The organism is Aureibaculum koreense, assembly GCF_034296135.1.
Classification (GTDB): domain Bacteria; phylum Bacteroidota; class Bacteroidia; order Flavobacteriales; family Flavobacteriaceae; genus Aureibaculum.
In genome coordinates this window covers 34,710-59,664 of the sequence record NZ_JAXKVV010000013.1, presented here as the reverse complement: position 1 = coordinate 59,664, position 24,955 = coordinate 34,710, and the positions used below count along the sequence as shown (strand labels likewise).

Below are 24,955 nucleotides of genomic sequence, written 5' to 3'. Positions count from 1 at the left end.
AATTTTATAGTTTACTGAAAATGAAGAAACTAAAAATTTCTGCACATTCAGGAATTTGCATAAAAAATTTAATCATGTCGGTTGGTATGCAATGATTAAATTTGTTTATGCTCATTTCATATATTCTTACTTTTACCAATTGCCCTCAATGAGGGCTCTTACAATTGTTTATCTATTTTAACAATCACCTTTCTAGCGGCTTCATATTCTTGTTTCATCATTACATTTGTAGTTGGCGTATAACGAGCATAATCGCAACTATCAAAAACTTTAATAAAACTATTTATGGTTTCGTTATCTACTTTGCGTTGCTGCAATAGCTCTCTAATTTTCTCTTTGCTAATATCCGTGGTTTCAACTTGCAACTTGGCTTTTAAGTAATTGTGCAATGCTTTTTCCAAGGCTTCGTAAAAATTCTCCTTATGGCCCAGTTGCTTTTTAGCTTCAGACAAATATTTTTTTGCCAACCTGTCCGCTTTTCTGCGTTTGTTGCCAATAACATCGCTATCCCTTTGTTGCTTTTTCATGCCGATAAATATCCCGAAAGGAATAGACAATAAAGGTAAAATCAACAATAAATAAAACAGCTTGGATTTGAAAAAATCATCTGAATTTATATTTGGTTTTAAATCCGCATTAACGCTTATAAAACGGATGTCCTTGGCATTGGTTATCACGTCTCTTTTTGTAGTAACCACAGAATTTTCGTCCGCTGCAATTTTACCTTCTGGTGCGTTGATTATAATAGCATCAGAGGTAATTGTTTTATAGGTTTTATCATTTAAACTAAAATAAGAAAATGTTGTTGGCGGAATTTTATACTTGCCCCTAAACTGAGGCACAACCGTATATTGGTCATAAACGCTTCCAGTAAATCCGCCCAAAGAAGTTCTTATATTTTCTTTGTGTTCGGGTTCGTATTTTTCCAATCCGGCGGGAGTTTCAATTTTGGGCAATTCTACCATTTTTAAATTCCCTTTTCCTGAAACCTCAACCTTTATTTGAGCCGCCTCATTGGCTTTTAATTCATTTTTACTCGTAGTTACCTTAAAATCAAAATTACCTACGGCACCAGCAAAATCAATTGGTTTGTTTTCGGATGGCAACGGCTTTACATTAATGGTACGTTCACCAGTTGAAGTAACAAAACTAAAATTCCTTGTAATCATATTCCCAAATAAATCACGTCTGCCAATGGGAATTCCAGCTCCTATTTCCATTTCCAATGGGCTGATTTTTAATTTACCAGATTTTTGAGGAATTAACACTACTTTACGTAATATTTGATAACGGTGAGTTCTTCCTTGAAAAGTACTTTCTTTTGAATCGGATTGATTTATTTCAATATTCTGATTCCAAAAACCGTTAAAAGACGGTGATTCTGTTTCTCTATAACTTCTAACACTTACCTTATTTACATCTACATATATTTTATAAACCACCGAAATGCTTTCGCCCACATAAGGATTTGAATTTGACACTTCAGCAACTAAATGTATATTTTGGGAAGCAATATATTTAGGGTCGTTAGGGTCTTTTGGTATTTCAACGGCATTTGTTACCGTTATTTTTACAGTATTGCTTTTGATTACATTTCCATCTAACTCAACACTTGCCGATGGAATGGTTATAATCCCTTTTCTCTTAGGTTGTAGCGTATAAGAATATGCCATTTCAAAAGATTTTTTACCGTTAAAATCTGAGAAACTTGTGGCTTGCATTGGCCCTGCCAACACCTTAAAATCTTTAAAATCGGGTGGTGTAAAATTATCGCCTCCTTGTTTATTTATGGTAAAAGTAATACGCAAACGCTCATTTACACCCAATCTGTCTTTACTAACAGAGGCCTTAAACGAGGTTTCTTGGGCAAGTATGGATTGACTTACCAAAAGAAATGTTATTAATATGTTTATCTTTTTAAGCATATTATATTTTAATCAAATTGAAGACTGCTGACTGAATACTGCAGACTGCCAACTGGATTTACCAATCTTTTTCTTGTTTTACTTTTTTTCCCTGTGCTTTTTTGGCATTTACCTTTTTCTGGGTTTTGTTTTCTTCATTGTTCATGGCCTCTAACAACTGTTTTACTTGTTGTGGCGATAATTGACTTGGGCTTGGTTGAGGCTGTTTATCATCCTTATCTTTATCACCTTTGTCGTCTTTTTTATCCTTGTTCTGATCTTTATTTTCGTCTTTATTGTCTCCCTTGTTATCCTTATCCTTGTCTTTATTCTTATCGTTCTCGTCTTTGTTCTCTTTGTTCTCTTTATCCTTGTCCTCGTTTTTATCGTTCTCTTTTTTGTCCTTGTCTTTATCGTCTTTATTGTCTTCTTTCTGGTTTTGCTCTTTCTTTAATAGTTTCTGTGCCAGTGCTAAATTATATCGGGTTTCATCATCTTTAGAACTGTTCCGTAATGAATTTTTATACGCTTCAATAGCTTGAGCATATTGTTTTTCTTTCATGAAAGCATTACCCATATTATGAAAGGATTCCGCTTTGGTCAGTTTATTTTCCGTTGTTTTTGAAACTAATTCGTACATCGGTAATGCCTCCTTATATTTATTCTGCTGATAGATAGCGTTACCTAAATTATAATTGGCTTTTTCGTAATTGGGATTTTGCTCCAATGCCTTTTTATAATTGGCTTCTGCTTCCACATAATTTTGTTGTTGATAAAGTTCATTGCCAGATCTTATCAATTCCTTTTCCTCCTGCTCAACCTTTGGTTTTTTATCCTCTTTCTGACCAAATAATATAGTACAATTTATGAGCAGTAAAATCATTAAAATCTTCTTCATCTTATTTCGTTTTATTTTCATTAAATAAATTCATTTTTTGAATCCATTTTGTTTTTTTATTAAACATTAATGCATCAAATACCAAGAATAAAATTCCCAACCCTAAAAACCATTGGAATTGGTCCTTAAAATCAGAGAATTGTTTAGTTTCAAATTCTTTTTTATCAGCTTTTAACAATAAATCGTTAATATAATCTACTGTTTTAGTGGTGTTGCTTCCATACATATATTCGCCACCTCCTTCTGATGCTATTTTTTGTAACGTTTGGTCGTTTAGTCGAGTAATAACCACTTCACCTTCCCTATCTTTTTTATATCCAATAAGTGTACCATTTCTTTTTATAGGAATTGGCCCACCATCGGCATTACCTACGCCAATGGTAAATATTTTGACCCCTTCTTTAATCGCTTCATCGGCGATATAACTTACATTTTCTTCATGGTCTTCACCGTCAGAAATTAAAAATAGATACCTGTTGGTTTGTTCATCATCATCAAAATAGCTTTTACCTAATTTTAAGGCTTCGTTAATTGCAGTACCTTGTGATGAAACCATATCAGGATCCGCATTTTGTAAGAACATTTTTGCCGCGGCTTGGTCGGTCGTAATCGGTAATAACGGATAAGCATTACCTGCATAAATAATAATTCCTACTCGATCACTTCCTAACTTATCAATGATTCTAGAAATAATTTGTTTGGCTTTCTCTAATCTGTTTGGAGCTACATCTTCTGCCAACATACTTTTGGAAACATCTAACGCAAAAACAACATCTACACCTTCTCTTTTAATGGTTTTTAGCTTTGTTCCCATTTTTGGATTTACCAATGCAATAATTAAAAAAGCCAACGCCAATGCCACCATCAATGTCTTAAAAAATGATTTGAAGGGCGATATTTCGGGACTTAACTTTTCTAATAATTTACTATCTGCAAAAGCCTTCTGTTTCTGTTTTTTCCATATGGAAACTAACAGATACGCCAAGAAAAGCACAGCTATCGCAGCGAAATAATAAAAATATGTCTTTTCTTCTAATTGATACATTTATTCCATCCTAACCTTCCCACTTCGACTATGCTAAGCACAGCCTCGGGAAGAGATTTTTTTAAATAAAACTTCTAAAAACTGTAAATCGCAATAACATTTCAAATAAAATTAAAAAGCCACCCAATAATACTAACGGGCGATATCTCTCTTGATAATTATAATATTTGAACTCTTCTATTTCTGTTTTTTCCAATTTGTTGATTTCATCATAAATTGATGCTAATTTTTCATTATCAGTTGCTCTAAAATATTTTCCTTCTGTCTCATTGGCAATAAATTTTAATAATTGCTCATCTATCTCCACGGGTTGCATTTTAAAAATTAAACGTCCGTTAATATCTCTTGCCACAGGAAATTCTGCTGTTCCGTTCGTTCCTATACCAATGGTATAAACCTTAATGTATAATTCTTTGGCCAGTTCGGTTGCGGTTTTAGGATCGATAAATCCTGAATTGTTAACCCCATCCGTCAATAAGATAATTACCTTACTTTTGGCTTTACTATCCTTTAATCGGTTAACTGCTGAACCTAACCCCATACCAATGGCAGTGCCAGTATCTAAATCACCCCATTGTAATCTACTAATTGTATTAATCACTATTCGTTTATCGCTGGTTATTGGTGTTTGCGTAAAACTTTCACCAGCATAAACAACAATTCCAATTCTATCATTTGGTCGTTGGTTTACAAAATATTTTGCCACATCTTTCAATGCCTCCAATCGGTTTGGGCGTAAATCTTTTGCCAACATACTTGCTGAAATATCAATGGCCATTACGATATCGATACCACTGGTTGTTTTAGTTTTTTTGCTCACCTCAACATTTCTAGGTCTTGTCATTGCCAAAATTAAAGACGACAATGCCAACAGTCGCAACACGTACAACGTTGGCTTCAACTTTGCTAATAATGAAGACCCTCTAAATCCTTTAGTGTTTGAAATGGTCAACGTCGCCTTGTCTTTATTACGCACAAAAAAATACCAAACTGCCAACAAAGGTATTAGCAGAAATAACCACAGAAATTCTGGATTTGTCAGTTCTAAGTTATTCCACAGCTTCATCTTCTATCTTTATTTTTGGGTGTAAAACTTCAATCACTTCTCCTGCATCGTTCCTGTGCAATTCTATTTCATTAGATAACGGAACATATTTAGCAAACTTCACTAAATCGGCATCTTTTAGTAAACTTTGTAATTTTTTAATGGTTTCATCAGGAATATTCAATGAACTTGAACTGTTAAAATCCATTATGGTTTCCATCAATTCATTTGTCGTTGATTCCAATGCAGGTATGCTCAATTCGCGTTCAATATAAGACCTCACAATATCAGTTAACTCCACATAATATTGCTTGATTTTATTTTTTTGCCACAGCTGTTTCTCATCTAATTCTTTTAACCTCTTTAAAGCGAGTTGATAAGGTGGTATTCTAGCTTCAATTTCCTCCTGAGTTTTCTTTTTCCTAAATACAAAATATAGAATGACAGCCAATAACAACAGTATTCCTAAAATCCACCATAAATAGCTTTTAAAATCATCAAAAGTATAAGGCTCGTTTTGCACCGCCTTGATAGGATACATGTTTTGTTTCAGGGTATCAACAGCTACAGTTGCCACATCGATTTTAATGGAATCCGTTAAATATTCTTGACTCCAAACCGTAACTTTTTGCTGTGGGATAGTATAGCTACCACTATCAAAACTGGTCAATAAATATTTTCTGACCAATCTGTTTTTTAAAGTATCTATGTTTAGATCTTCTACAATTTCTATCTTTCCAGAAGAATCTAATTGCAGCTCAGGAAAAATAACTCCCGTTTCTACATTATCAACTGCTATTTGAAAATTGATTTGTTCGCCAATTCTTATTTTGGTAGTGTCTGTCTTTACCGATACTTTTGGTTCAGCAGGTTCGGTTTGGGAATAACTGAAAAATCCGTTTAAAAGAATGAACATTAAAAACACACCCCTAACCCCTCTTGTGCCTACGCTAAAAGCTTTGGCAACACGAGGCAAGAGAGGAACTTGCAACGAATAAACGCGATACAAGACTAGATTTTTTGGGTCAAATATTTTATAATTCTTTTTCACTAAGCTCCTTTGTGTTTAAAATATCCCAGCAATTTTTTTACGTAACTTTCGTCTATTCTGTTATGAATTATACCAGCACCACTTTTTCTAAAAGTATTTTCAAATTGATCTACCAATTTTAAATAATGAGCTCTATAATTTGTTCTCACTTTTTTAGAAGATGTGTTCACCAATACTGTTTTTCCCGTTTCGGCATCCAACATTGGTACCATACCCAATGATGGTAGTTCTTCCTCATATCTATCGTAAAGTCTTATACCTGTAACATCATGCTTTCTTCCAACAATTTTTAAGGCGTTATCGTAATCATCATCCATAAAATCAGATAGAATAAAAACAATTGCCTTTTTCTTCATTACATTTGAAAAATACCGCAAGGCTTGGGTTATATTTGTTTTTTTACTTTTTGGTTTAAATTCAATCAACTCTCTAATAATCCTCAATACATGGGTTTTTCCCTTTTTAGGTGGAATGAATAATTCTATTTCATCCGAAAATAAAAGTAAACCCACTTTATCATTATTCTGTATGGCCGAAAAAGCCAATGTGGCACTAATTTCCGTTATGGTTTCGCGTTTAAATTGCTCGGTGGTTCCAAAAAATTCGGATCCACTAACATCCACCATCAAAACCATCGTCAATTCTCTTTCCTCTTCGAAAACCTTTACAAAAGGTTCGTGATACCGGGCGGTAACGTTCCAATCAATAGAGCGAATATCATCTCCAAATTGATATTGACGTACCTCAGAAAAAGTCATACCTCGCCCTTTAAAGGAGCTATGGTATTCTCCTGAAAATATATGATCAGACAACCTTCTTGTCTTAATCTCAATTTTTCGAACTTTTTTTAGTATTTCTTTAGTATCCAAATTGCTCAGTGTTCAGTGTTCAGTGTTTAGTGTTCAGTTATTTACAGGTCAAATTTTGACTGCCAACTGACCACTGCCAACTGCCGACTAATTTCTACGGTACTTCTACTTCGTTTACAATTTTGTTGATAATGTCAACCGAGGTAATGTTTTCGGCTTCGGCTTCGTAGGTAATTCCTACTCTATGCCTTAGCACATCATGTACAACAGCTCTGACATCTTCTGGAATAACATAACCTCTGCGTTTAATAAAAGCATAACATTTAGAAGCCATTGCTAAATTGATACTTCCCCTTGGGGATGCTCCAAAGCTGATTAGTGGTTTTAAATCTGGTAGTCTGTAATCTTCGGGAGAGCGGGTTGCAAAAATAATATCAAGAATGTATTTTTCTATTTTTTCGTCCATGTAAACTTCCTCAACTGCTTTCCTTGCATCTAAAATCTCTTTAAGACTAACTACAGGGTTTACCTTCTCAAAACTTCCTTTTAAATTGTTCCGCATAATCAACTGCTCTTCCGCTAGTTTTGGATAATCAATTACGGTTTTTAACATAAAACGATCCACTTGAGCTTCTGGCAACGGATATGTTCCTTCTTGCTCAATTGGGTTTTGCGTTGCCATTACCAAAAATGGTTCTGGAAGTTTAAAAGAGGTTTCACCAATGGTAACCTGATGTTCTTGCATGGCCTCCAATAATGCCGATTGCACTTTGGCCGGAGCTCTGTTAATCTCATCTGCCAAAACAAAATTTGCAAAAATGGGTCCTTTTTTTATAGAGAAATCATTGTCTTTCATGTTATAGATCATCGTACCTATTACATCTGCAGGTAATAAATCAGGGGTAAATTGAATTCTACTGAACGAACCTTTTACGGCTTTGGCCAGTGTATTAATTGCTAAGGTTTTTGCAAGTCCGGGCACACCTTCTAACAAAATATGTCCATTACCTAATAGTCCAATTAGTAAACGTTCGACCATGTGTTTTTGGCCAACAATTACTTTTTTCATCTCCAGCGTCAGCAACTCTACGAAAGCACTTTCTTTTTCAATTTTTTCGTTGATAGCTCTTATATCAACCGTAGGGTATTGTTCTTCCATTTATCTGTAAAAATTTAGTGTAAAAAATTTCCTTTATTTTACGGATAGCAAACTTAGCGTTTCAGCAAGGGTTATGTTGTTAAAATTTGGTTAAAATAAAGGGGTTCAAAAGATTTTGGGAATTTTTTAAGTTGATTTCTTTAGAAATGTTAAAATTTTATTTAGAAATTGACTCATTCAGGGCTAATATTGCTCTTCATCATTAGGAAAATCACTACTTTTCACATCTTTAATATACTGTTTAAACGCTCCATCCATTTGGTTGCTCAAATCCAAGTATCTGCGTAAGAAACGTGGACTAAATTCTTGGTTCATGCCTAGCATATCATGTGTTACTAAAACTTGCCCGTCAACTGCACCTCCAGCACCAATTCCGATTACAGGTATAGTCAAACTTTTGGCAACCTCTTCCGCTAATTTGGCAGGTACTTTTTCTAAAACAACCGCAAAACAACCCAGTTTTTCCAATATTTTGGCATCTTTTTTCAGTTTCGTTGCTTCTGAATCTTTTTTTGCCCTTACCGAATAAGTTCCAAATTTATAGATGGATTGTGGAGTCAATCCTAAATGTCCCATTACGGGAATTCCAGCAGATAAAATTCTGGTTATAGATTCGGAAATTTCCTCGCCACCTTCCATTTTAACGGAATGTGCACCAGATTCTTTCATAATTCTAATTGCCGATTCCAACGCACTTCTTGAATTTCCTTGATAACTTCCAAATGGTAAATCTACTACCACCAAACAACGTTCTATAGCTCTAATAACTGAAGAAGCATGATAAATCATTTGATCTAGAGTAATAGGCAATGTAGTTTCGTGACCCGCCATTACATTTGAAGCGGAATCGCCCACTAAAATAATATCTATACCTGCGTTATCAATAATTTTTGCCATGGTAAAATCATAGGCTGTAAGCATAGCAATTTTTTGATTGTTACGCTTCATCTCTACCAAAGATTTGGTAGTTACCCGTTTATATTCTTTTTTTGCGGTTGACATTTATTTTGAGCTAGAAGTCCGAAGACGGAAGACCAAAGTCTATAGGTCGAAAGACTGTTGTTATTTATCTGGTTTCAAAAATAGGGAAAAGAATTAAGATTAAAGATTTGAAATTTAAGATTAAAAATTATTCGGAGTGAGGATATGGTTGGGTTGGTTTTTAAATTATAATTGACTTGAACGAAAATATGAACCGATGCTCGGTCTCTCTATTACAAAAAATTACGTGAAGATTTTATTCTGGGTCACCTTCAGCTGGATTTTGCGTTTCGCGTTCTTTGACTATCGTCGGAAAAACCATAGGTACTATGTTTTTTACAGGTTCGTATAGTTGAGATTCGGCCATTTGCTCATCGCTCAGAAAAGGAACTGTGCGGTTTAATTTACTAAAAACAACCAAGACTACACTTAAAATCAATCCAATTTTAGCAGCACCAAATAGGCCTCCTAAAATTTTATTAAAAATCCCCAAAGCCGCAATATCGGCAACCTTTGTCAACAGCTTTCCTGCCAAAGAAATAGCAATGATTATGACTAGAAACGTTACGGCAAATGAAGCTATTTGTACTTGTTTTTCATTCCAAGATACGTTATTTTCGATGTATCCAGATGCAAAATGAGAAAAATGAATGGCACCGTATAAGCCTAATGCCAAAGCGGCCAATCCAGCAATTTCTACGATAAAGCCTTTCATAAAACCACGAACCAATCCGAAAAGCAATAAGGCTGCTAATATTATATCTAAAGTGTTCATAAACTAGGATATTTGTTACTGAGTTATTGGGTTATTAGTTAATAGGCTGATAATGATGCAAATTAATAGAATTAAATTTAAACAAGATTCTAATTTAAAGTATATTTCCGTTTTTCCTTTGTGGGCTTTGCGTTTTTCTTTGCGATTTTTGCGTGAAATTCTTGGAATTTTGATTTTATTTTTGGTGCCTTTATCTTTCCTTACTTTACTTCTTCAACTAGAACATCATCCTCAATATACACTAAGATTTTTTTATCAACTTTATAACCTATTTGTGAAACGGCCACCGCATAACTATTTAGCTGATGGTGATATTTTTTATCAGGCTTACCTGTTTTATAATCAATGATTACAGCATTGTTTTGTTCGTCAATTACTAAGCGATCGGGAATAATAATTTCGCCCAATTCCGTAAAAATTTCACGTTCACTGTAAACTTTGTTGTTTTGTTGATAATAGTTTTTGAGACTTGGATGCGATACGATTTGATGGATTAATTCGCTAATTAGCCCCTTTTCTGAAAGAACAATATTTCCTAGAGCTATATATTTTTCAATGGCTTCTTCAACATCATCCGCAGTTTTAATTAGAGCCATCAGCTCGTGAATTAAGTTACCATATTTGATAGATTCTCCACGTTCGTTATCCCATAACAATGAAGAGTTCGTTACAATATTAATATTGTGTGATTGCCAAGAAGTACTTATTATTTGATTGAACTGGACAGTATCTTTTATTGCTTTTGGTTTAATCGAAATTCTCTCAATATTCCCAAAAGTATATTCAGATTTAGTGTCGTTCCACTCTCCTTTTTTATCGAAAAAATCAATTAAAAATTGAGAGGAAGTATTTGGATTATCTTTTAAGTTTTTGTGCTCGGCAAGAATATACAATTGCTCAATGGCTCTTGTAAAAGTTACGTACAATAAATTAATATTATCCAATTCTTTTTGGTCACGATAGGCTTGATACAAGTATTCTCCTAAATCTCCTACTTGCTCTAAAGACTTATTGTGATTGACCAATAAGGTCTCAAAATTATTAAAATCTGTCGGATTTTCAATTGGATACCAACCTTTTGAACCCATATCTTTATAAATATCTAAATCGTATGGAAAAATAACTACAGGAAACTCCAGTCCTTTTGATTTATGTATGGTCATAATTTGAACTGCATTCTTTTCTTCAGGTACAACTATGCTCAATTTATCTTTTTTCTCCTTCCAAAATTCTAAAAATGCCCAGGTGTCTGTCGATTTTTTGAGTGAAAATTTTAACACCTCATCTAAAAAGAACTGTAAATACGCATCAGAGGTTTTGTTAAAATAGACGCTCCTAATTATATATTCAATACTTTCGTAAAGCGGCAACTTTGCAATCTCATTGGGGTTAAAATTGATTTGGTAATCTTTTAAAAACACAAACAGTTCTTCAACAGATAAATCAATTAATTTCTTAAAAAATAAATGTTTATCACCACTGATTTTTAAATGGTCGTATAAAAAATAAAGTAGATTAAATTTTGCTTCTTTATCATTATTATTTTGAAGATAAGTTAACACATCAATCACAAAATTTACCTTTTCAGAATTCTGTAACAACAAGGTTTCCGAGCTTATGATATCGATATTGTTTTCTGTTAAAAAATTGGCTAGTGTAACACCTTGTTTTCTAGTTCTTGTTAGAATGCAGATTTCATTTAATTGAAAATTCTCCGAACAATTTTGGATGATCTGTAATACTTTTTCGGCATAAGCCATATCTTTCTCGTCAGCAACTAACCCCTTTTCTAAAAAGGATATCTCTACATATCCACCTTTCTTATTTGTTTTTTGTTGATGATTTTCATTAAAATAAATATTGGCATAATCAGTTTCATTAAAATGATTAGAGAGATATTGAAAAAAGTTATTGTTAAAGTCAATGACCTCGGTATAACTTCGATAATTAGTGTCTAAGGATAATAATTTTTTTTCAATATGAAAAGGATTATGAGCATAGGTATCTCCTTCTTGAGCTAATTTTAAAAACTGTTCAGGTTCGCTACCACGCCAACGGTAAATGGACTGTTTTGTGTCGCCAACCAAAAGTAACCCAGTTTGTTCTTGCGACAAAGCATTTTGTATTAATGGTATTATGTTATGCCATTGCAACAATGAAGTATCTTGCATTTCATCAATAAAATAATGCTTAAACTTCTCACCAATACGTTCGTAAATATAGGGTGCGGGTTGGTCTTGTAAATTTTTACTGATGAGTTGGTTGAACTCGGCATTTAAACGAATATTTTTTTCTTCTTTTATCTCGTTTAAAGTTTTACTGATGCGACTTAAAACTGCCAGCGGTATCAAATTGCTTAAAAAAAGTTGATGTAAAATATATTTTTGATAAACTTTTTGGCTGTCAGAGTATAACACTAGTAATTGAGGAGTGATTCCATCAATTTTCGACTTAATATCGTCCGATTTTCCTTTGGTGTAAAAAAGATTATTCTCTATACTTTTTCCTAGTCCAGATTTTGAATCAAAGCTAAGTTTACCTGTATTTTCAATCAGATTTTGAAAATGTTTTGGAAATTGCGAATAGTAAAAATCTTTATGAATTAATCCTAAACCATCTATAAGTTGTAATCCCTCCTCGCCTAATATTGCAAATTCTTTTTCGAGATTTTTTTGCTCTTTAAGCAATTGATTTTTAAGGTCTATAAAATCTTTTATTGGTTTTCCTTGAATTTTTTCGAGCTGTATTTTGTCATTTTCATTCAATAATATTTTGGCAATTTCTTTGAGTTCACGTGAAATATCCCACGATTTGTCATCATCTGTTTTTTGAAGTGAAAAATCGATTAAAATATTGGTCAATTCGGCATCTTCACCTATTTGTGAGATGAGTTGGTCAACGGCTTCATCTAATAAAGAATTGGCATCCATTTCAACATCAAAATTCAGCGATAGACCTAAGTCATAAGCAAAACTGCGAATTAATCGATGAGTAAAACTATCAATAGTGGTAATGTTGAACGCAGAATAATTTTGCAGAACAGCATTTACAATCTTCTTGGAACGTTGGTGGATAATTTCATCATTAGCAAGCATTCCCTCGTTTAAAAAATCTTCCTCAATGGCTTTAAAAAGCTCTGTTTTATGTTGTAAAATAGCGGGTTCAGAAAACTCACGTAAGCTTTCAATAACCCTTGTTTTCATTTCTGCTGCTGCTTTATTGGTAAATGTTACTGCCAATATATTTTGAAAACGATAAACATCTTCGGTCGCCAATAAAATTTTTAAATAAGATTTTACGAGGGTAAATGTCTTACCACTACCTGCAGAAGCGTTATAAACTTTAAACGTTGATGGTTGCAATTGAGAAATTTTTTATAAAAGTAATAATTAGTCGGTAGTCTGTGGTCGTTAGTCCGTAGTTTTTCGCACACATGCCTACCAAACTTCCGGCTTCGATCACCCGACTTCCAGCTTCCTTACCCCCTAAACAAAAAGAAATCTTTTTTCATGTCTTCAATTTGGGCATCTTCGTTAGTAATAATATAATCTATGGCCAATGATGTAAATTCATCACCCTTATCTGTTAAGGAAACTATTTTGTTATCAATAACAATCATATTATTTTTCATTGCCAACTCTAATACGGTTTTAGAACGTACTTTTTGCCAGTTGATATGCTCGTTAAGGTGTTTTACATGGCGTTCAGATTTTTCGTCGTGATTTTTTAAGTGTAATAAAAAAGTAAGCAAAGACACTTCTGTTCGTTGTTGTTTTTCTCTATACAACACTGCAAAAAGTCCTTTTGCAGGAGCAAATAGATACACAATTAAAAATAAGAGGCCTAACATGGTGGTAATGGATCCCGCAATAGAGGCATCTAACCAGTGTGCCAACCAATAGCCAGAAATGGCACTAAAAACACCGAAAACACAAGACAGTATGAGCATTTTTTTCAAATCGGTAGTGAGTAAATATGCAGTTGCTGCGGGTGCAATCATAAAGGCAACTACTAAAATAGCCCCAATGGCATCAAAAGCACCAACTGTTGTAATTGAAGAAACTGTCATTAATCCGTAATGAATGAGAATTGGCGAAAACCCTAACGATGTTGCCAAACCTTTATCAAAAGTGCTGATTTTTAATTCTTTGAAAAATGCAAAAAGCAGTACTATGGTAAACAATAGAATAGTTCCAATGATCCAAAGTGATTTTGGACCGAGGTCGGTGGTGTCCATCATTAATCTATCAAAAGGAGCAAAAGCGAGTTCGCCCAACAACACTGCGTCAACATCTAAATGGACATCGTTGGCATTTTTGGCGATCATTATCACACCAATACTAAACAACGCAGGAAACACCAAACCAATAGCGGTATCTTCTTTTACCAAACCCGTTTTTTGAATACGTTCTACTAAGAAAACTGTAATAACACCCGTTAACGCGGCCAATATTATTAACAATGGTGAGTTAAGGTTATGTGTAATAAAAAAGCCTATAACGATTCCCGGTAAAATCGAATGACTGATAGCATCACTAATCATCGCCATTTTTCGTAGCACCAAAAATGTACCGGGTATGGCACAGGCAATTGCAACGAGGCTTGCAATGATTTGTATTTCTAGTTGAGCATTACTCATCATCGACAGATTGTTGGTTATATAAATTGGCAGCAGTTTTAAAACCTTCGTTGGTTAAACTCCACATATTTCCTTCTAAGGTTACATAATTTTTATCTACTAATTTTTGAAGTGTACTGCGTGTGTATCCTTGAAAATTATTCAATATTTTTACTGTATGCGGATGAGAAATATCTTGGTGCTCTTCGGCAATATTGTACATAAAAGCCAAGGTTTTATGCAGCTGTAAATCGCGTCTGTTTTTTATAAATCGAATTTGCCTAAAAAGCAATCCTCTACTTGGCGAAAAAATAAAAGAAAACAACACAAAAACACTCGCCACAATAACAATTACTGGCCCTGTAGATAAATTATTCTGACTCGCACTAATAGCAGTACCAAAAACTCCAGAAAACGCTCCAAATATGGCAGCTAAAGTGACCATAATTCCTAAACTGTTTGTCCATTGTCTTGCCGCTGCCGCGGGAGCCAATAACATCGCACTCATTAAAACCACACCAACCGTTTGCAGACCCAACACAATGGCCAATACAATAAAACTAGTAATTAAAATATCGATAAATTTGGTGTTGAAACCCAAGGTTTGAGCATAATCCGCATCAAATAATAATATTTTAAACTCTTTCCAGAATAGCAATACAACAAATAGGCAAACTCCTGTAACAATTACCATTAACCAAACATCGCTTTCTACCAATGTTGCCGCTTGACCGAATAAATACTTATCTAAACCTGCCTGATTTGCATTGGGTTGTTTTTGAATAAAAGTCAGCAATAACATTCCAAACCCGAAAAACAACGACAAAATTAGACCTAAAGCGGTATCTGTTTTTAAATGGGTTTTATTGACAATACCCCTTATCCAAAATGTGCCTATAAGTCCACTTATTAAAGCACCCAACAATAAAGTATTACTTTCTTTTGCTCCTGTAATTAAAAATGCAATAGCAATTCCGGGTAAAGCAGCATGAGAAATAGCATCGCCCAAAAGGCTTTCTTTTCGCAACACAGCAAAACTACCTAGCATGCCACAAACCGCACCAAGAACAGTGGTTCCGAGCGTGATGGTTCGCAGTGTGTAATCACTAAAAACTAGTTTTATGTATTCTGTTATTTCGATTTTTGTTTTATCTTAATAATTAATTTATCACTGAAAATTTGTCCGATCAATCAAAAACACACCCCTAACCCCTCTCAAGAGGGGAACTTCCACGTTTTCAACTGAATTTACTTATCTTTTTTCTCGTACCTCTAACCTTGTACCTAGTACTTTTTTTAACTCTGAACTCATAACTCCGAACTCTGAACTAGCCTATTCCTGAATACTAACCTTATAATTAATACCGTAAGTCTTAGTTAAATTATCATCATTAAAAATATCTTTAACTGGGCCTGTGGCAATTTTTTTTACGTTCAAAAATGTAACCCAATCAAAATATTCTGGAACGGTTTGTAAATCGTGATGCACTACTACTACTGTTTTACCTGCTTTTCGCAATTCTTTTAATATATTTATAATAGCAATCTCAGTGGAAGCATCCACCCCTTGAAAAGGTTCATCCATAAAATAAATAGAAGCATCTTGTACCAGAGCTCTAGCCAGAAAAATACGTTGTTGCTGTCCACCAGACAATTGACTGATTTGTCTGCTTTGGAAAGATAACATTCCTACTTTTTCCAATGCTTCAAGGGCTGCTTTTTTTTCTTTTAGTCCAGGACGTTTAATCCAACCCAGACTTCCATAAGTACCCATAATTACCACATCTAAAGCTGTTGTGGGAAAATCCCAATCTACACTTCCTTTTTGTGGAACATAAGCAACTAAATCGCGTTGCTTTTCATAAGGTTCTCCGTAAATAGCAACACTTCCCGCAATGGGGTTTAAAATCCCTAAAATGGATTTTATCAATGTTGACTTACCCGCTCCATTTGGGCCTACAATAGCCATCAAAACACCTTCTGGGATTTCCAAATCTATATCCCAAAGTACCGGTTTATAGTTATAAGCTACGGTTAAATCATCTACTTGAACTGCTATTTTTTGTTCCATGGTTCGTTTTAAACCTACAAGGTTTTTGAAACCTTGCAGGATTTGTTATCTCACTTTAACGCATTTACGATTGTATTGACATTGTATTTAAACATTCCGATGTACGTACCTTCCTCAGTCCCGGAATTCCCTAAAGCATCAGAATACAAAGTGCCGCCAATTTCTACTTGATGATCTTTGGAATTTACCGCTGCCTGAAGAGCTTCAATGGTTCGTTTAGGCACGGAACTTTCCACAAAAATGGCTTTTACTTTATTTTCGATTATAAAGGAAGCTAATTTCTGAACATCTTGCACACCTGCTTCTGTAGCCGTTGAAATACCTTGCAGACCTACTACTTGAAACCCAAAAGCCTCTCCAAAATAACTGAATGCATCATGAGCCGTTACTAAAATCCGTTTCTCTTTTGGCAATTTTTCTATAATAGATTTAACTTCTAATTCAAGAGTGTTTAATTTTTCTATATACTTTTTACCATTTGTTTCAAAAAACACTTTATGTTTTGGATCACCTTCAGAAAGTGTTTTAACCACGTAGTTGGCTATCGCTTTCCAATACCCAATATTAAACCAGATATGCGGATCGTAATTCCCTTGAAAATATTCCGAGTTAATCAATTTCTCTTTATCCAAAGCATCAGAGAGTGCAATAGTTTTAATATTTTGGTGCTGCATTTTTTCAAAAACCTCAACCAATTTTCCTTCCAAATGTAAGCCTCCGTAAAAAATAATATCGGCGTTTGCCAATTTCGTAACATCGCCTTCACTTGCCTTATATAAGTGCGGATCTACACCACTACCCATTAAACCTTGCACGTTAATACTATCTCCACCAACATTTTTAACCAAATCGGTTATCATGGTAGTGGTAGTTACAATATTTAATTTTTCGTTTTTTGCAACCTCTTTCTTACAGCTTATTGTAAAAATTGCCACAAACATTAAAAGTAAAATTTTTCTCATTTTTTATTATTTAGGGATTCTAAAACTAATTCCTGCACTTAAAAGTAAATCTTGAATATTTCGGCTAATTCCAGTTCCTCCAGAAATATCTAATTGTATATTATCACTTACTAAATAAGTAAAACCCATGTCCCAGAGGTGGTTTGCCTTGTTGTTTTCTGGCATATCTCCATATAATTCAACATAAACACCTAACTTTTCGGTGATACTGTTACCATAAACCAAAGTATAAACATAAGCAGCTTCTGGTGAATCATCTCCCCAAGCAGCACCCAAATTATAAGAGATGCTAGACTTTTCATTTAGAGTATGCGAAAAAGCAAATCGGAAATCAACTCCTGTGTTTTCAGGTTTATAATCTTTTGATGCTGAAAAAGGTAATGACAAATGCCCTAACAATCCTATTTCGGGAAGCAATCCTTTTTCTTCTGTAATACCCACTTTAACCCCTAAAAGTAAAGGCGAAAAACCACTAGCTATATCTTCCAACTTTGTTCCGCTTATTGCTCTAGACTGTTCCATAAAATCCAATCCAAATCGCAATTCCAAATTTTCTAACAATCCATACCTTAATAAGGTGGTATTATATGTTTTGGACTCATTTTCAATATTATTATTTTTAACTTTTTCAAAAAAAGTACCTGTTTCAACTTGTAGAAATCCTTTGGGCACAACTGAAGGCGATTCTGTTTGGTCTGGTCTATCCGTAATCAATTCGCCATATTTCTTTGCCTTATCTTCAACTTGTGCGGTTAATTCAACTACAATAAAAATTAACAATATGCTATAATATTTTGTCATGTTTCTCATTTATCTTTCTCTTTTACAAATAGATTTTCGGCTACGGCCTCAGTAATAATAAGTTCTGTATTATTCATTTTAATTTGCATCGATTTATCAAAAGGTTCTATGCTTAAAATTTTTATGGTTTTACCAATGGCTATCTTTTTTTTATCTAAATATCTTAAAAATTCATCCGAAGAATCTTTTACTCCAAGTAATACACTTTCTTGATTTTCTTTAAGTTTAGACAATTGGATTTTTTTCCTTTTTGTAATCTTCCCATCCTTATCTGGAATTGGGTCCCCGTGCGGATCTACGCTCGGATAATCTAAATATGCATCTAACCTATCGATCATTTCTTCAGATTGAATATGCTCTAACTGCTCGGCAATATCGTGTACCTCATCCCAAGAAAAATTTAATTTATCGACCAAAAAACATTCCCATAAACGATGTTTTCTGACAATTGAAGTAGCTACATTTTTACCTTTATCAGAAAGTTGAACACCTTGATATTTTTTATAGGCCACTAGCCTTTTATCCGATAATTTTTTAACCATATCGGTAACAGAAGATGCTTTGGTTTGCATCTGCTCTGCAATCAAATTGGTGCTAACACTTGTTGAAGTCTCTATTTCAAGTGCGTAAATAGCTTTTAAATAATTTTCTTCGGCCTGCGAAAACATTCTTTAATTTTTTACAAATATAAAAATATTTTTAGTCTTGTCTAAAAATAATGTGAATTTAATTTTAAAAACTATATTTGATATCAAAATCCATATTTAGTATGCTGACCAACCAAAAAGATTTGTTTAGACTACCTAAGAACATTACTTATTTAAACGGGGCCTATATGTCACCTCAATTAAAAAGTGTTGAGAATATTGGTCATGAAGCAGTTTCAAAAAAATGTTTCCCTCATCAATTTGGTGCTGAAGCTTTTTTTGAAGGTCCAAAGAATTTAAAAAAGGTTTTTGCCAAACTTATTGATGTACCTGATTATAACAATACGGCTATAATTCCTTCTGCTTCCTATGGTTTGGCCAATGCAGCCAATAATGTAAATCTGGAATCTGGCGATGAAATAATTATCGTAGATGCTCAATTTCCGAGCAATGTATATGCATGGCAAAAAGTAGCCGAAAAAAAGAAAGCCAAGGTCAAGGTTATTTCCCCTCCACTAGAATTTAAAAATAGAGGCAAACAGTGGAATCAGAATATTCTGGATGCTATAAATTCAAAAACCGCTGTGGTAACTTTAGGACCAACACACTGGGCAGATGGAACATTGTTTGACTTAAAAGCAATAAGAGAAAAATCAAAACTTTATAATGCAGCATTGATTATCGATGCTTCTCAATTTATAGGTGCTGATGCATTTTCCGTGAAAGAAATTCAACCTGAAGCTGTTATTACCGTTGGTTATAAATGGTTAATGGGACCTTACGGATTGGGAATGGCATATTATTCAGATGCTTTTAACGATGGCGAACCCATTGAAAACAATTGGATAAATCGGTATAAAAGTGAAGATTTTACGCAATTGGTCAATTATAATTCGGGCTATCAGCCCAAAGCTGGACGCTATAATATGGGTGAGTGCAGTAATTTTATTTCTGTAGCAATGTTAACTGAAAGTATCAATCAAATACTAAAATGGCAACCACAACATATCCAAGACTATTGCGATAAAATCTCAAAAAAAGCGATTAACAGACTTAGAAATTTAGAGTGTTTTATAGAAGATGATGAATTTAGAAGCAAACATCTATTTGGTGTTTATTTGCCTAAAAATATCCAATTACAAGGCTTAAAAGCGAAATTTAAAGCGGAACAAATTTATGTTTCTTATCGCGGTGATGCCATCAGGGTTTCACCAAATGTTTATAATTCTGAAGAAGATTTTGAGAAGTTTGTGGGTTGTTTTTCCTCTCCAAGAAATACCTGAAACGGTATTTCTGACCTCTGCAAATAAGAGGTAAAAATATTACTCACTCTTATTTACCGCTTTTATAGCTTCAGTGAATTCTTCTAAATCATTTTCGTTCAATACCAAATGGACTGCTTCATCACAAACTTTTTCTGCATTAGTTGTAGAAAAACCTAGTCCAATTGCAATGCGACGCAAAACAATCATTTCAGCACCGGTAACCTCATCATCGGCAAAAATCATTTGGGTTAGTTTGTACAATCGCTCAATACGTTCGTCATAACCATTTGGGGGGCTAATGGCATATTTATCAGCATTGCTCAAAATATCTTTATATTTCTCTTCACTTATTTGAAGTGATCTTGCCATTTTGTCCAAAAGTTCCTTTTCGGAAGCCTCCAACTTTTCATCGGCCAAAGCCAATTTAACAATATTTGAAAAATGACCTAAATTGCTTTTTTGAGCACCACTTGAATACAAATCCGATATAGACATAACTATTTTTTGAATGGTCAAATATAAAAAAACTACCGATGTTATTATAAGGTTATATATAATTTTATATTTGTGCAAAATTTAAACAATTGAGCAAACAAGCCATTGTTAAACTTTATGAGCAATCTGAGAATGTAAAACAGATTGTGACGCTACTTCAGCAAGATAACCAAAAGCTATTTTTATCGCATTTGGCAGGGTCTTCATTGTCTTTTATCATTTCAAGCACGTTTAAACAAATTGATAAACCTTATCTTTTAATATTTAATGACAAAGAAGAAGCCGCCTATTATTTAAACGATTTAGAACAACTATTGGGTGATAAAAATGTGCTTTTTTATCCTGGATCTTATCGCCGTCCTTACCATCCCGACGCTTCGGGAGAAGAAACCGATAACGCCAATATTTTATTGCGTTCCGAAGTTCTTAACCGTATCAATTCTCGAAAAAAACCCGCCGTAATTGTTACTTATCCAGATGCTCTTTTTGAAAAAGTAGTCACTAAATCCGAATTGGATAGAAATACGTTAAAGTTGAGTGTCGGAATGGCAATTTCGCTTGATTTTGTCAACGAAATGCTATTCGAATATCATTTTAATCGTGTTGATTTTGTAACCGAACCAGGAGAATTTTCCGTGAGAGGGGGAATAGTTGATGTATTTTCGTTTTCTAATGACGAACCTTACAGAATAGAGTTCTTTGGCGACGAAGTGGATAGTATCAGAACTTTTGATATTGAAACTCAACTTTCATTAGAAAAACTTAAAAAAATCAGCATTTTACCCAATGTTGAAAATAAAAAATTACAGGAAAAGCGTGAAAGTTTTCTCAACTATATTTCGAGTAAAACAGTTGTATTCGCTAAAAATACCGACTTAATTTTTGATACCTTAAACGGATTGTTTGAAAAAGCGAAATCGGCTTTTACAGAACAAAAACAGACTATAAAATTAGCCGAACCCGAGGAATTGTTTTGTGATGGTAGTTTTATAAAAAATCAACTGCAAGACTTTAGTTTAGTGATGGTTGGTAATGCGGATAAACCTGACAGGTTTTCAAAACCTGTCAGATTTGAAAACGTAAACTTTAAAACCAAACCTCAACCCTCATTCAACAAACAATTCAACTTATTAATTGACAACCTTAACGAAAACACGAAAAACGGTTTTCAAAACTATTTGTTTTGTGCCAATGACAAACAGGCCCAACGTTTTCATGATATTTTTAAAGATATTGATGAAAATGTGCAATACGAAACCTTAGTATTTCCCATCTATCAAGGGTTTGTGGATAATGATTTAAAAATTGCTTGTTATACGGATCATCAAATATTTGAGCGTTATCATAAATTCCGTTTAAAAAGTGGTTTTTCAAAAAAACAAGCTATTACGCTAAAAGAACTGACCAACCTAGAAATTGGTGATTATGTGACCCATATGGATCATGGAATTGGTAAATTCGGCGGATTACAAAAAATTGATGTTGAAGGCCTGCCTGCCGGACAGGCAGGTAAAAAACAAGAAGCCATTAAACTGATTTACGGCGATAGAGATGTACTCTATATCAGCATTCATTCGTTACATAAAATCAGCAAGTTTAATGGTAAAGAGGGCAAGGCACCAAAAATTTATAAATTAGGTTCTGGGGCATGGAAAAAACTCAAGCAGAAGACCAAAACTCGGGTCAAACAGATTGCCTACGATTTGATTCAATTGTATGCCAAACGAAAATTGCAGAAAGGATTCCAATCCAAACCCGATAGCTATATGCAATTGGAACTGGAATCTAGTTTTATGTACGAGGATACGCCTGACCAATTAACGGCAACCCAAGATGTAAAGTCGGATATGGAGAGTCAACAGCCCATGGATAGATTAATTTGTGGCGATGTCGGTTTTGGTAAAACGGAAGTTGCCATCCGAGCTGCTTTTAAAGCTGTTGATAACGGCAAACAAGTCGCGGTTTTAGTACCAACTACCATTTTGGCATTTCAACATTTTAGGACTTTTACTGAACGGTTGAAAGATTTCCCAGTTGTTATTGATTATATGAACCGATTCAGAACAACGAAGCAACGCAACGAGATTATCAAAGGTCTTGAATCGGGTAAAATTGACATTGTTATTGGCACGCATCAACTCGTAAATAAAAAAGTAAAATTTAAAGATTTAGGTCTGCTAATTGTTGATGAAGAACAAAAATTTGGTGTTGGTGTTAAAGATAAATTAAAGACCATCAAAGAAAACGTAGATACTTTAACATTAACCGCCACACCCATTCCACGTACTTTACAATTTTCGTTAATGGCCGCTCGTGATTTGTCAGTTATTAGTACACCACCGCCCAACAGACATCCCATTGAAACACATGTTATTCGCTTTGGAGAGGAAACTATTAGAGATGCCATTCAATATGAAATTTCACGTGGTGGACAAGTGTTTTTTATCCATAACAGAATAGAAAATATTAAGGAAGTTGCTGGACTTATTCAACGTTTATTACCAGATGCAAAAATTGCCATTGGTCACGGACAAATGGAGGGAAAAAAGTTAGAACAACTTATGGTTTCTTTTATGAATAATGAGTTTGATGTATTAGTTTCTACCACTATAGTTGAAAGTGGATTGGATGTACCTAATGCCAACACTATTTTTATCAACAACGCCAATAATTTCGGATTGTCAGATTTACATCAAATGCGAGGACGTGTAGGACGGTCTAACAAAAAGGCATTCTGTTACTTTATTACACCACCCTACCATATGATGACGGATGATGCTAGAAAACGAATTCAAGCCTTAGAGGTTTTCTCTGATTTAGGCAGTGGATTAAATATTGCCATGAAAGATTTAGAAATTCGTGGTGCAGGTGATTTATTAGGAGGTGAACAAAGTGGATTTATTAATGATATCGGATTTGATACCTATCAAAAAATATTGAATGAAGCCATTGAAGAATTGAAAGAAAATGAGTTTAAAGACTTGTATAAAGACACTTCAGACAAACCGAAAACATTTGTAAAAGACATACAAATAGATACCGATTTTGAATTGCTTTTCCCTGATGATTATATCAATTCTATTACCGAAAGACTTAATTTATACAACGAATTGGGCAATTTAAATACCGAAGAGGAACTAAAAGCTTATGAAGAGAAGCTGATTGACCGTTTTGGTGAATTGCCCATACAAGCCGAAGATTTATTGAATAGCGTCCGCGTTAAATGGCTAGCCAAAAACATCGGTTTTGAACGTCTTATTTTAAAGAAAGGAAAAATGATTGGCTATTTTATATCTGATAAGCAATCTAGTTATTATCAGACCGAAATGTTTACCAAAGTATTACAGTTTGTACAGCAAAATGCTTCCAGCTGCACTATGAAAGAAAAAGAAACCCGAAGCGGTTTACGATTGTTATTGACTTTTCCGAAGATAAATTCTATTGAAAAGGCTTTAGATGCTTTAAGGAAGATTTAATTGATAGTTATTTTATACTTTTATCCTGCAAATCCACTGATTTTATTTTAAGATGCAGGTAACCAAATTCTTTTTAGGCATTGTTATTGGCATTCTAATGCTGTCTTGTAGCTCTTCAAAAAAAGTCAGTAGCATAATAGAACAACAATTTTACGCCTTCGATAAAAATTCCCATTTTAACTCCCTTGAATCATTACTGAATAACATATCTCAATTACCTGTACGACAGCGAGAAGATTCTCTAATTTACTATATGTCCAATGGTTGGATGCCCGATTATAATTTTCGATTTAAAAAGGTTTCATATCAGCATAAAAATACTTTGGGTAAAAATTATAAAATTAGTTTTTGGGCTACACCAGATTATTTATCTATTGGTACCAATAAAGATTTTGTGAGAATGCCTCTCACTCCGCAATCGGCACAATTATTAGCAGATCAATTTCATTGTGTTTTACCAACTACAAAAATGGTAGATGAAATATACAAAACAGCAAATCAAAAATTACCGCCTATTCCGTTGACCGAAAATCGAGATTCATTACTCACTTTCGTAAAACATCATTTGTTGATTCAAGAGCAACTGCAACATAAAATTCCGAACCGAATTGTGGCTGGAATAAAAAAAGATGTGGTTCAATCAACAGCAGTTCTAAAGAATCCGAAACCGAATAGAGTTGCTATTTATGGTTGGCATAAGTTGGACGGAAAACCCATCCAACCCTTATATACGGGCCATGTGGATTGGTATGTAGATTATAGCCATGGGATAAGATTGATCTACGAAAAAATGCTCATCAATAACAAGGTTTATTTTGTAAAAGATGTTTTAAACAATCCTAAACTTGCAGGAATTATTTGTGATGATGACGAATGTGCAATCATGCGTTATAGGAAGGGCAAAATAGATTAAAAGTCCCTTTTCGGTATAACTTTTGATACTTCTATATAAA

General features: G+C 34.0%; 20 protein-coding genes. 3 read left to right on the top strand and 17 right to left on the bottom strand.

The features are described from left to right. Window positions 1-158 precede the first annotated feature (158 nt). From UMM65_RS11915 to UMM65_RS11840, 16 genes are all read right to left on the bottom strand, one after another. Window positions 159-1,925: a BatD family protein gene (locus UMM65_RS11915; RefSeq protein WP_321976787.1), complete on the bottom strand. Its 1,767-nt coding sequence runs from the start codon at window positions 1,923-1,925 to the stop codon at window positions 159-161. A gap of 58 nt (window positions 1,926-1,983) precedes the next feature. Next, on the bottom strand, window positions 1,984-2,802 hold the full coding sequence (locus UMM65_RS11910) for a tetratricopeptide repeat protein (RefSeq protein WP_321976786.1): 819 nt from the start codon (window positions 2,800-2,802) through the stop codon (window positions 1,984-1,986). 1 nt (window position 2,803) lies between these two features. Next, the gene (locus UMM65_RS11905; RefSeq protein WP_321976785.1) at window positions 2,804-3,847 is read right to left on the bottom strand and encodes a vWA domain-containing protein; all 1,044 of its coding nucleotides are present in this window, start codon (window positions 3,845-3,847) and stop codon (window positions 2,804-2,806) included. Between the two features lie 61 nt (window positions 3,848-3,908). Further along, a complete protein-coding gene (locus tag UMM65_RS11900; RefSeq protein ID WP_321976784.1) occupies window positions 3,909-4,913 on the bottom strand; it encodes a vWA domain-containing protein in 1,005 nt (334 codons plus the stop codon). Then, the gene (locus UMM65_RS11895; protein ID WP_321976783.1) at window positions 4,897-5,943 is read right to left on the bottom strand and encodes a hypothetical protein; all 1,047 of its coding nucleotides are present in this window, start codon (window positions 5,941-5,943) and stop codon (window positions 4,897-4,899) included. The genes UMM65_RS11900 and UMM65_RS11895 overlap by 17 nt, the downstream gene beginning before the upstream one ends. Further along, window positions 5,943-6,812, bottom strand: a complete 870-nt coding sequence (locus UMM65_RS11890) for a DUF58 domain-containing protein (RefSeq protein WP_321976782.1) — start codon at window positions 6,810-6,812, stop codon at window positions 5,943-5,945. The genes UMM65_RS11895 and UMM65_RS11890 overlap by 1 nt, the downstream gene beginning before the upstream one ends. A 94-nt stretch (window positions 6,813-6,906) precedes the next feature. Then, the gene (locus tag UMM65_RS11885; protein WP_321976781.1) at window positions 6,907-7,911 is read right to left on the bottom strand and encodes an AAA family ATPase; all 1,005 of its coding nucleotides are present in this window, start codon (window positions 7,909-7,911) and stop codon (window positions 6,907-6,909) included. 183 nt (window positions 7,912-8,094) lie between these two features. Continuing rightward, window positions 8,095-8,913 carry a 3-methyl-2-oxobutanoate hydroxymethyltransferase gene (gene panB, locus UMM65_RS11880; protein WP_321976780.1) on the bottom strand — a complete coding sequence of 273 codons (819 nt, stop codon included), beginning with the start codon at window positions 8,911-8,913 and terminating at the stop codon, window positions 8,095-8,097. A gap of 235 nt (window positions 8,914-9,148) precedes the next feature. Further along, window positions 9,149-9,667, bottom strand: a complete 519-nt coding sequence (locus UMM65_RS11875) for a CvpA family protein (RefSeq protein WP_321976779.1) — start codon at window positions 9,665-9,667, stop codon at window positions 9,149-9,151. Window positions 9,668-9,867: 200 nt separating this feature from the next. Further along, complete coding sequence (locus UMM65_RS11870) at window positions 9,868-13,029, bottom strand: UvrD-helicase domain-containing protein (RefSeq protein ID WP_321976778.1); 3,162 nt, start codon at window positions 13,027-13,029, stop codon at window positions 9,868-9,870. 116 nt (window positions 13,030-13,145) lie between these two features. Beyond that, on the bottom strand, window positions 13,146-14,306 hold the full coding sequence (locus tag UMM65_RS11865) for a metal ABC transporter permease (protein ID WP_321976823.1): 1,161 nt from the start codon (window positions 14,304-14,306) through the stop codon (window positions 13,146-13,148). Further along, a complete protein-coding gene (locus tag UMM65_RS11860) occupies window positions 14,299-15,426 on the bottom strand; it encodes a metal ABC transporter permease (protein ID WP_321976821.1) in 1,128 nt (375 codons plus the stop codon). The genes UMM65_RS11865 and UMM65_RS11860 overlap by 8 nt, the downstream gene beginning before the upstream one ends. A gap of 192 nt (window positions 15,427-15,618) precedes the next feature. Beyond that, window positions 15,619-16,356, bottom strand: a complete 738-nt coding sequence (locus UMM65_RS11855) for a metal ABC transporter ATP-binding protein (protein ID WP_321976777.1) — start codon at window positions 16,354-16,356, stop codon at window positions 15,619-15,621. A 50-nt stretch (window positions 16,357-16,406) separates the two neighbouring features. Next, on the bottom strand, window positions 16,407-17,318 hold the full coding sequence (locus UMM65_RS11850; RefSeq protein WP_321976776.1) for a metal ABC transporter solute-binding protein, Zn/Mn family: 912 nt from the start codon (window positions 17,316-17,318) through the stop codon (window positions 16,407-16,409). 6 nt (window positions 17,319-17,324) lie between these two features. Further along, a complete protein-coding gene (locus UMM65_RS11845; protein ID WP_321976775.1) occupies window positions 17,325-18,119 on the bottom strand; it encodes a transporter in 795 nt (264 codons plus the stop codon). Window positions 18,120-18,124: 5 nt separating this feature from the next. After that, entirely contained in the window at window positions 18,125-18,787 is a 663-nt protein-coding gene (locus UMM65_RS11840) for a metal-dependent transcriptional regulator (protein WP_321976774.1), read from the bottom strand. Window positions 18,788-18,888: 101 nt separating this feature from the next. On the opposite strand from UMM65_RS11840, the gene UMM65_RS11835 reads away from it, so the two are divergent. After that, complete coding sequence (locus UMM65_RS11835; RefSeq protein ID WP_321976773.1) at window positions 18,889-20,049, top strand: aminotransferase class V-fold PLP-dependent enzyme; 1,161 nt, start codon at window positions 18,889-18,891, stop codon at window positions 20,047-20,049. A gap of 39 nt (window positions 20,050-20,088) precedes the next feature. On the opposite strand, the gene UMM65_RS11830 is transcribed toward UMM65_RS11835, so the two are convergent. Further along, window positions 20,089-20,526 carry a tellurite resistance TerB family protein gene (locus tag UMM65_RS11830; RefSeq protein WP_321976772.1) on the bottom strand — a complete coding sequence of 146 codons (438 nt, stop codon included), beginning with the start codon at window positions 20,524-20,526 and terminating at the stop codon, window positions 20,089-20,091. Between the two features lie 89 nt (window positions 20,527-20,615). On the opposite strand from UMM65_RS11830, the gene mfd reads away from it, so the two are divergent. Further along, window positions 20,616-24,002, top strand: a complete 3,387-nt coding sequence (mfd, locus tag UMM65_RS11825; RefSeq protein WP_321976771.1) for a transcription-repair coupling factor — start codon at window positions 20,616-20,618, stop codon at window positions 24,000-24,002. Between the two features lie 52 nt (window positions 24,003-24,054). Next, window positions 24,055-24,915, top strand: coding sequence for a hypothetical protein (locus UMM65_RS11820; RefSeq protein WP_321976770.1), 861 nt, complete (start codon window positions 24,055-24,057; stop codon window positions 24,913-24,915). Window positions 24,916-24,955 lie beyond the last annotated feature (40 nt).

Bases quoted from the DNA above. Each gene is read 5' to 3' on its own strand.
- UMM65_RS11915 (WP_321976787.1), bottom strand. From the start codon at position 1,925: ATGCTTAAAAAGATAAACATATTAATAACATTTCTTTTGGTAAGTCAA.
- UMM65_RS11910 (WP_321976786.1), bottom strand. From the start codon at position 2,802: ATGAAGAAGATTTTAATGATTTTACTGCTCATAAATTGTACTATATTA.
- UMM65_RS11905 (WP_321976785.1), bottom strand. From the start codon at position 3,847: ATGTATCAATTAGAAGAAAAGACATATTTTTATTATTTCGCTGCGATA.
- UMM65_RS11900 (WP_321976784.1), bottom strand. From the start codon at position 4,913: ATGAAGCTGTGGAATAACTTAGAACTGACAAATCCAGAATTTCTGTGG.
- UMM65_RS11885 (WP_321976781.1), bottom strand. From the start codon at position 7,911: ATGGAAGAACAATACCCTACGGTTGATATAAGAGCTATCAACGAAAAA.
- panB (WP_321976780.1), bottom strand. From the start codon at position 8,913: ATGTCAACCGCAAAAAAAGAATATAAACGGGTAACTACCAAATCTTTG.
- UMM65_RS11875 (WP_321976779.1), bottom strand. From the start codon at position 9,667: ATGAACACTTTAGATATAATATTAGCAGCCTTATTGCTTTTCGGATTG.
- UMM65_RS11865 (WP_321976823.1), bottom strand. From the start codon at position 14,306: ATGAGTAATGCTCAACTAGAAATACAAATCATTGCAAGCCTCGTTGCA.
- UMM65_RS11855 (WP_321976777.1), bottom strand. From the start codon at position 16,356: ATGGAACAAAAAATAGCAGTTCAAGTAGATGATTTAACCGTAGCTTAT.
- UMM65_RS11850 (WP_321976776.1), bottom strand. From the start codon at position 17,318: ATGAGAAAAATTTTACTTTTAATGTTTGTGGCAATTTTTACAATAAGC.
- UMM65_RS11845 (WP_321976775.1), bottom strand. From the start codon at position 18,119: ATGACAAAATATTATAGCATATTGTTAATTTTTATTGTAGTTGAATTA.
- UMM65_RS11840 (WP_321976774.1), bottom strand. From the start codon at position 18,787: ATGTTTTCGCAGGCCGAAGAAAATTATTTAAAAGCTATTTACGCACTT.
- UMM65_RS11835 (WP_321976773.1), top strand. From the start codon at position 18,889: ATGCTGACCAACCAAAAAGATTTGTTTAGACTACCTAAGAACATTACT.
- UMM65_RS11830 (WP_321976772.1), bottom strand. From the start codon at position 20,526: ATGTCTATATCGGATTTGTATTCAAGTGGTGCTCAAAAAAGCAATTTA.
- UMM65_RS11820 (WP_321976770.1), top strand. From the start codon at position 24,055: ATGCAGGTAACCAAATTCTTTTTAGGCATTGTTATTGGCATTCTAATG.